Annotated in this window: 6 protein-coding genes; 1 reads left to right on the forward strand and 5 read right to left on the reverse strand. The window is 65.3% G+C overall.

Going from position 1 to position 6,000, the window contains the following annotated elements; all coding sequences use genetic code 11:
* Window positions 1-76 precede the first annotated feature (76 nt).
* Both FKZ61_RS21195 and FKZ61_RS21200 read right to left on the reverse strand, forming a co-directional pair.
* Entirely contained in the window at window positions 77-1,108 is a 1,032-nt protein-coding gene (locus FKZ61_RS21195) for a threonine ammonia-lyase (protein WP_141612145.1), read from the reverse strand.
* A gap of 17 nt (window positions 1,109-1,125) precedes the next feature.
* Window positions 1,126-1,329, reverse strand: a complete 204-nt coding sequence (locus FKZ61_RS21200; protein WP_141612146.1) for a hypothetical protein — start codon at window positions 1,327-1,329, stop codon at window positions 1,126-1,128.
* Between the two features lie 426 nt (window positions 1,330-1,755).
* On the opposite strand from FKZ61_RS21200, the gene FKZ61_RS21205 reads away from it, so the two are divergent.
* On the forward strand, window positions 1,756-2,520 hold the full coding sequence (locus tag FKZ61_RS21205) for a hypothetical protein (protein ID WP_141612147.1): 765 nt from the start codon (window positions 1,756-1,758) through the stop codon (window positions 2,518-2,520).
* Window positions 2,521-2,530: 10 nt separating this feature from the next.
* Here FKZ61_RS21205 and FKZ61_RS21210 read toward each other — a convergent pair whose 3' ends face one another.
* From FKZ61_RS21210 to trxB, 3 genes are all read right to left on the reverse strand, one after another.
* Window positions 2,531-2,812: a hypothetical protein gene (locus FKZ61_RS21210; protein WP_141612148.1), complete on the reverse strand. Its 282-nt coding sequence runs from the start codon at window positions 2,810-2,812 to the stop codon at window positions 2,531-2,533.
* A 133-nt stretch (window positions 2,813-2,945) separates the two neighbouring features.
* Window positions 2,946-4,565 carry a murein biosynthesis integral membrane protein MurJ gene (murJ, locus tag FKZ61_RS21215; protein ID WP_141612149.1) on the reverse strand — a complete coding sequence of 540 codons (1,620 nt, stop codon included), beginning with the start codon at window positions 4,563-4,565 and terminating at the stop codon, window positions 2,946-2,948.
* A 191-nt stretch (window positions 4,566-4,756) separates the two neighbouring features.
* On the reverse strand, window positions 4,757-5,794 hold the full coding sequence (gene trxB, locus FKZ61_RS21220) for a thioredoxin-disulfide reductase (protein ID WP_229964345.1): 1,038 nt from the start codon (window positions 5,792-5,794) through the stop codon (window positions 4,757-4,759).
* Window positions 5,795-6,000 lie beyond the last annotated feature (206 nt).

Below are 6,000 nucleotides of genomic sequence, written 5' to 3' on the forward strand. Positions count from 1 at the left end.
TTTTTTCGTGTGACTGTTCATCCCCCTTCCACACCGGGGAAGGGGGAATGAGCGGGTGGATGGGGTTACCTTTTCGTTATTTTTCGACGCTGTGGACCGGTCCCACCAGCCCTGCGAAGGTGGCCAGATCGATGTTGGATCCACACACCAACACCCCCACGTGTTTCCCCTGCAGCCGGGCGCGCAGGGGCCCCAGGAGCGCGGCCGTGGCCGCGGCACCGGCTGGCTCCACCGCCAGCTTCATGGAGCGGTAGAGCAGATCCATGGCTCGACGCAGCTCGTCGTCGCTCACCAGCACCAGGTCATCCACAAAGGTCCGGCATAACTGAAAGCTGTAGGGCGCGGCGTGGGGGGCGCCCAGGCTGTCGGCGATGGTGCGCACCTGTTCGATGGCCTGGGGAGCGCCGGCGGCAAAGCTCCGATGCATGGTGTCGGCCCCCTCGGGCTCCACCCCGAACACCTGGCAGTGGGGCCGCATCTGTTTGATGGCGGCAGCCATCCCTCCGCAGAGGCCTCCACCCCCGATGGGGATGATCACTGCATCCAGATCGGGCACCTGGGTGGCCAGCTCCAGGCCCAGGGTTCCCGTCCCCAGGGCGGTCAGGGGGCCCTCAAAGGGGTGGACGAAGAAGCGCCCCTCCTCCGCCTCAATGGCCTGAACCCGCTCAAAGGCCTGTTTCACATCGTCCGCCAGCACCACCTCCGCGCCGTAGGCCCGGCAGCGTTCCACCCGAAAGGGATTGGCCGTCCGGGGCATGACCACCTTGGCGCTGGTGCCCAGAAGCCGGGCGGCAAAGGCGACGGCGATGGCGTGGTTGCCGGCGCTGACCGCGGTGACGCCCCGGGCCAGCTGGGAAGGCCCCAGGGCCAACATGACAGCCAGCGCGCCCCGAGGTTTAAAGGTGCCCGTGTGCTGAAAGAGCTCCAGCTTCAACGTGACCCGGGTCTCGGGCCCCAGCTCCTCCACCAGCTCCCGGGCTCGCCAGGACCAGACAGGTGTTTCCAGGATCCAGGGGGCAAGCCGGGCTCGGGTGGCCCGGATGGCGGCCAGGGTCGGCCAGGGAAAGTCCCCGGCTTCGGCGGGTAAATCCTGGCGGACATTCGCCATGGTCGTCTCCTTCCACCCTACTCGAACCAGGGCAACATGCCCCGTTCGTACATGGAATAGAGGCCGTATAAAAAGTAGATGGCAATCACGAAAACCAGGACCTTCAGCACGGTGTCCCGCTGGGAGTAGATGCGGCGGAATTCCTGCCACAGGCCGCGCGGTTTGTAGACCAGCACCAGAAGCAAAATGAGCAGAAGCAGGAGCCAGCGCCGCATGTTCATAGTCGGTACCTTGGAAAATCTGTGTTCTTCGGTGAAAGCTGTAGTAAATCCCGGCAGAAATTCGCCGATCAGGCCTCTGGCCTGCGGCTTCGCCGATCGGGCCTCTGGCCTGCGGCTTCGCCGATCGGGCCTCTGGCCTGCGGCTTCGCCGATCGGGCCTCTGGCCTGCGGCTTCGCCGATCGGGCCTCTGGCCCGCGGCTTCGCCGAACGTTTCCACCAGAGGTAGTGCGCCCAGAGGGCACCCGGAATTTCTGCCGTGGTATTTACGCCAAACTGTAGTAGTAAACCGAATCAGCGTTCATCTGCGTGGGGCAGCGTTCGAATTTGGCCTTTTTGCAGTAGCGCCATAAATTGCCTCTGACCGTTTTTCGGTTACAATCAAGGCCATGTGGATCCTGACGTCTGTCCCAGAATCCTTGCCAGGCGTGCCGCAACAGACCTCGTCGTTCTGGGCCGCCGATCTCCTGGCGTTCATCCAGCCCCAGGCGTCGGCCTTCTGGCTGCTGGCTGCCCTGGCCACCCTGCCGTTCCTACCCTGGTTGGAGCGCCGTTCTCCGCCCGGCTGGCGTGGCTGGATCCGCCCGGCCCATCACCTCCTGATCCCATACGCTGGCCTGTTGCTGGGGGGCCTCTCTCCCCGGTTGATGGGCCTGAGTGAACTGGACTGGGCGACCAGCCTGGGCTTCGGCCTGCTCTTTATCTTCGTGGTGGGGGTGCTGCTGGTAGCCGCCCGCATTACCCTGGAGGCCGGCCATCCATCCGACGGGCGGCAGCCCAGTCGTTCGGGCCGACCCACCCCCCTGGAGGATGCAGCGGCCGGGCAGGGAGAATGGCATCGGCTGGGCAGGCCCTTCCTGGACAGCGGCTACGAGGAATTTTATCGGGTCTTCCTGCGAGGGGGGCTGTGGGAATTGCTGTTACGGTGGCCCACGCCAGTCCAGCTACCCGGCTACTGGGCCATCTGGCTGGCAGCCCTGCTCGTCCTGCCAGAGATCCTCTGGCGCCGATGGTCGGCTTCCCAAAAGCTCCTGGATGGGGTGATCCTGCTGACCACATCCATCCTCTTTTTCTACACCCGCAACTTCTGGCTCTGCTGGATCCTGCACGGCGCCATCCGCCTGATCTTTGCCCCTTTGGCGGCTGAACCGGTGGAGGGTGGCCACGAACCCACCCGGCGGCGGACGGCCTGAGGCCGGGGCGTTACAGGAGGTAGCCGACGCCCAGCATGGCCGCGAACAGGACAACCGAGACAATCACGAGTTCCCGCAGATCCCGGGCCACAAAGCGATACTCTTCCGCCCAGTTGACCGTTTCCGATCCTTTTTCGGACCGTTTGGCGGTGTCAACCGCCGCGGCCGGGGTCGGGGTGGGCGTGGCCTGGGCCTCGCCCCGTTTTTCGGACTTCTGATAATACTGGCTGTAGCTGCGGGGTCGGGCCGTGCTCACGCTGCGCTTGCGACCGCGCCTCTTGCTGGTGGCCATGCTGGTCCTCCTGAATCTGACCTGAGTATCTCATTCCATAGAGACCATTGATGGAGTGTATTATACAGGCTGCCGGCAGCGGGAACCAAACAGCCGGGCTCCCCGGGATAGGTCCAGGAGGGATCCACCGGCATCACGGGCAGGCTCCCCGGCGGCCGACCACCCGCCGGACTACGGCCTCATACAGCACCTGGGCTTCGGCCATCCCCAGCCGCTGGAGCAGCAGCCCGTAGACTCCCAGGCCCACTCCACCGGCCACCGTCAGCGCCAGCAGGTCCGCCACCGGCTGCCAGGGCCGGGCCAGGGAGAGCAGCGCCAGGGTCGCTGCCATGGCCAATGCCATCCCCCCGGCGGCCATCAAGATCCCGGCCAGATCGCGGGCCAGCCGCCTGGGCCACCGCCGGAGCTGCCAGCCCAGCAGGGCCACCATGATCAGGGCATGGCCCGCCTGTTTGGCCGAGTCCGCCCAGACCAACCCCAGGAACCCGGCCCAATTCACCAGGCTCAGGGCCACGGCCAGGTAGATGCCCACGCTGGCCACGCCCACCAGCGCCGGCAGCCAGGTGTTGTGTCGGGCATAAAACGCGTAGTTGAGGGGAAAATCCACCGCGGCAAAGAGCATCCCCACCACGTAGATGTTCAGCGCAGCTACCACCTGCCGCGTATCTTCCGGCGTGAAGCGATTCCGCTCAAAGAGGAGGCGGGCCAGGGGCTCCCCCAAAAGCCAGAGTCCCACGGCCGCGGGCACGATCAGGAGCAGGACCATCCGCAGACCCCGGCCCAGGGTGTGGCGATAGGCCGCTTCGTCGCCGGCGGCAAAGTGCTGGCTGAGGCGGGGGAGCGCGGCCAGGGAGATGGCCACGCTGATCAGGCCCAGGGGCATCTGCTGGAGGGTGGTGGCGTTGCTCATCCAGGCAATGCTCTGGGCGCCCGTCCCGCTGGCCAGGCGCCGATCCACGGCCACCTGCAACAGGCTGACCACCAGCCCGGCCGCAATGGGCAGGTAGAGGCGCAACATCCGGCCCAGGGCCGGGTGATACCAGTTTCGCCCCGGCAGCAGGGGAACGCCTGCCCGCCGCAGATCGCCGGCCAGCAGGGCAAGCTGCACCAGGCCGCCCGCCAGCATGCCCAGGGCCAGCGCGTAGATGCCAATGCGCGGCGCCAGCAGGGGCGCCATGGCCACGATCCCCAGGTTGTAGATGGCCGTGGCCAGGGCGGGGAAGGTGAAGCGCTGGAGGGCGTAGAGCATGCCGGTGAAGAGGCCCGCCATGCTCAAGAGCCAGACTGCCGGTGCAGCCAGCCGGATCAGCCGGGTGGTCAGGGTCAGCAGGGCCGGGTCCCATTCCCCCAGGCCGGCCGCCAGCAGCCAGGCCAGCCAGGGGGCCGCCAGCTCCAGGAGCAGTACCAGCCCGGCCAGGACCACCGCAAAGACGCTGATCAGGGCGCCGACCAGGGCGTAGAACTCGCTGCGGCGGCGTAGCCGGGCATATTCACTCAGGACGGGAACCAGCGCTGCACTGAGCATGCCGCCGATGAGGAAATCGTACAGCATGGTGGGGACCTGGCTGGCCACCCGGAAGGCGCTGACCTGGCCGCTGGCGCCAAAGTAGTAGGCGATCACCATCTCCCGCACCAGGCCCAGGACGCGGCTGGCCGCATTGCCGACGGACAACAGGCCGGCACTGCGGGCCAGGCCCTCCTGGGGCGTGCTCAGGCTGGCGGGTTCTTCCATGAGCAGGTCATCAGCAGACATGGCGCCATTGTAGCACAGGCCGGCGGGGATGGGAGCAACGACAGGTCGATGGCAGCAGCATTGATTCGGGGGGGGCGGGGGACCGGGACCTTCTCGGGCCAGTGCGGCTTAGCCAAATGGCCCACAAAAAAGCACGGCGCTCAACCACCAGAGCGCCGTGCTTCGTGTCGTTTTGGGGGCGGGTTGCCCGGTCAGGCGGGCGTCTGCACCGGCTGGCGGAAGACCCGGGGATCCTTAAAGCCCGGGTAGCCGTTCTCCTCCAGCTCGGCCAGGAACTTCTCGGCCTGCATGGCTGCCGCACAGCCCTGGCCCACACTGGTGGCCACCTGCTTATAGACCTTGTCCATGATTTCGCCGGCGGCAAAGACGCCCGGTACGTTGGTTCGCATAAAGTGGTCCGTCACCAGGTGGCCATCTTCGTCCATCTCCAGCTTGCCGTGGAAGAGTTCGTTGTTGGGCAGGTGACCGATGAAGATGAAGACGCCGTCGGTATCCAGTTGACCTTCCTCACCGGTCACGGTGTTGCGGGTCTTCACCCCCACTACCTTGCCGTCCTTGCCCACGATTTCAGTCACCACCGTATTCCAGACGAACTCAATCTTCTCGTTGTGGAAGGCCCGGTTCTGCAAGATCTTGCTGGCCCGCAGCTCGTCCCGGCGATGGATGATGCGCACCCGGTTGGCGAACTTGGTCAGGAAGATGCCCTCCTCCACCGCGCTGTCGCCGCCGCCGACCACCACCACGTCCTTCCCCCGGAAGAAGAAGCCGTCGCAGGTGGCGCAGTAGCTGACGCCCTTGCCGGTGTATTCCTTCTCGCCGGGCACTTCCAGGTACCGGGGGCGGGCTCCTGTGCAGAGGATGAGGGCCTTGGTGGCGTATTCCTGGCCGTTGGCCGTGCGCACCAGGAAGGGATGGCGGTCGACCACGATCTCGTTCACATAGTCGAACTCGATCTGGGTGCCGAATTTTTCGGCCTGTTGCTTCATCTTTTCCACCAGCTCGGGGCCGCTCACCCCCTCGGGGAAGCCCGGATAATTTTCCACCTCATAGGTGAGGCTGACCTGACCGCCATAATCGTTGCCGGTGATCAGGAGGGGGTTCAGGTTGGCCCGGGCCGCGTACAGGCCAGCGGTGAAGCCGGCGGGTCCGCTGCCCACGACGATGACGTTCTCCACCTCGGGCCTGGCGCCTTTCCCGGCACCGTTTCCAGACATCTGCACCGTAGTCATTGAATGCTCCTCATAACGTTTTTGACTGAACGTGTCTAACTGGCCGCAAAACCTTCACTATAAAATCTATAGTGATTATACGCCCGCAGTATACACCCGTCAAACTGGGCGGAATGTAAGGAGCGTTTCAAGGCACAGCCACGGGGCTCAGTAAATCCCGGCAGAAATTCGCCGATGGTTTCCGCCAGAGGGAGTGCGCCCAGAGG

This window comes from Litorilinea aerophila (assembly GCF_006569185.2).
Lineage (GTDB): Bacteria > Chloroflexota > Anaerolineae > Caldilineales > Caldilineaceae > Litorilinea > Litorilinea aerophila.

What these genes read in the sequence shown, in the direction of transcription:
- FKZ61_RS21195 (WP_141612145.1), bottom strand. Translation starts at nt 1,108, where the DNA reads ATGGCGAATGTCCGCCAGGATTTACCCGCCGAAGCCGGGGACTTTCCC.
- FKZ61_RS21200 (WP_141612146.1), bottom strand. Translation starts at nt 1,329, where the DNA reads ATGAACATGCGGCGCTGGCTCCTGCTTCTGCTCATTTTGCTTCTGGTG.
- FKZ61_RS21210 (WP_141612148.1), bottom strand. Translation starts at nt 2,812, where the DNA reads ATGGCCACCAGCAAGAGGCGCGGTCGCAAGCGCAGCGTGAGCACGGCC.
- murJ (WP_141612149.1), bottom strand. Translation starts at nt 4,565, where the DNA reads ATGTCTGCTGATGACCTGCTCATGGAAGAACCCGCCAGCCTGAGCACG.
- trxB (WP_229964345.1), bottom strand. Translation starts at nt 5,794, where the DNA reads ATGACTACGGTGCAGATGTCTGGAAACGGTGCCGGGAAAGGCGCCAGG.